This window comes from Roseibacillus ishigakijimensis (assembly GCF_016595415.1).
In the GTDB taxonomy this organism is placed as follows: Bacteria; Verrucomicrobiota; Verrucomicrobiia; order Verrucomicrobiales; family Akkermansiaceae; genus Roseibacillus; species Roseibacillus ishigakijimensis.
In genome coordinates, this window is record NZ_JAENIO010000096.1 from 1 (window position 1) to 1,461 (window position 1,461).

Below are 1,461 nucleotides of genomic sequence, written 5' to 3' on the forward strand. Positions count from 1 at the left end.
CAATTCAGTCCTTCACGAACTTGACTTCTGATCATTGAAAAATGATGAGCCCGGACCATTTTATGCCCTTGACAAATCATCAACCATATCAACGTCGAAGTCCACACATCCGCTACCGGGAGCGCTCCTTCGATTCTGGTTGAGGGTTGTCGCGATCGTCCGATTCCGACTCGGAACGGGTAGCGGATTGTGGTGCGACGCCTTGTTGGGCTTGGTTTTTGTTGGGCAGGGACGACTGACTGCTCTCGAAGGTCCATTGGCTTAGCGGGTCCAACTCCTGCGGTCTGTGCTCGAATCGGTGGATACTGTCATATGAATCCTCAAAGCGGAGATCGATATTCTGCCAAGAGCGGCACATCACGAATCCCCGCCGAGCTTCTGGATCCCACCCCATCAGGGCAGTTCCTTCGTAGGTCCCATCAGGAAGAATCAAATCGAACCACCACCCGTCTTCGAATGGGAGCGGTAATACACCACCGGTCGACTGCTTCCCGCCCATCCATCTGTCACTGTGTCCACTCCTCCATCCACCTCCGTCAACATCAGGCAAACGAAGGACATACACGTTACCAACCGCGGGACCGCTCGGGTCAACGGGTTTCGAAGCAGCCTCATCGGGCTTCTTCTCGCAGCCAAAGAGCAGAAGGACTGAAAAGAGAATGTATAGGCTCCACTTCATATTTCTTGGCCCAACGTCATAGGCCACCCACCCGCTACCGGGAGCGTGCCTTCGATTCATGGTTAAAGGTTCTAATTGTCATTCAGATTCCGACTCGAGGCGGGTAGCGGGTTGGTGTGCGCCGCCTTGTTCTGCCCGTTTTGGTCTTTTCGTTCAATGGGTGAATTGAGGCTCTGCTGGGCGAATGCAATACTCGATCGGCACGGTGAAAACTTCAGGTGTCGCTCCTCCAGAACCACCTTCCGAGAGTCGCTTGGCACGAGGATCACCAAACCAGAGACCAACATGCTCCTCTGGGACGTTGGGGTCATCGTCAGTCGCAACGACGACAACAAGCAATCCATCCATCTCTACGAAGTCTCCCTTTTGCGGCGTAATCATCTATCTGAATCCGTTCACTTTCTTGTCCAGTTCGCCTCAACCAACCGATATTGATCCGGTAAGAGACGCTTGGCATCGTCGACGGAATCGTAAAGCCCGTCTTGTTGCGTCTCCCAATTTCGATCGCAAGAAAACCGGTAAAACTCCCGGTCGTCATACGTGGCAATCGCTAACCCGAAGATCTCCGGCGAATCGGCGCCCGGAACCTCGCCGAACGGCTGATCACCCGACCATGCCCACTCGATCACTCGGGCACCGTCGATCTCAGTCGGTGGCTCATGCGTGGACTGGTTCATTCTCAGGCAGAACGTTCTAGCACACCCAATCCGACCGACTCAGCGCGCTTTTCACTACTTCTACCACGTCCCCTCCTCCAGTCAATCTCCGACTCGCCAGCGCGG

At 54.6% G+C, this 1,461-nt stretch carries 2 protein-coding genes; both read right to left on the reverse strand.

From position 1 onward, the window contains the following. Nucleotides 1-832: 832 nt before the first annotated feature. Nucleotides 833-1,060 (reverse strand): hypothetical protein, encoded by a 228-nt coding sequence (locus JIN78_RS16700; RefSeq protein WP_200393137.1) that lies wholly within the window; start codon nucleotides 1,058-1,060, stop codon nucleotides 833-835. A 14-nt stretch (nucleotides 1,061-1,074) separates the two neighbouring features. Next, nucleotides 1,075-1,356 (reverse strand): hypothetical protein, encoded by a 282-nt coding sequence (locus tag JIN78_RS16705; protein WP_200393138.1) that lies wholly within the window; start codon nucleotides 1,354-1,356, stop codon nucleotides 1,075-1,077. Nucleotides 1,357-1,461: the final 105 nt, after the last annotated feature.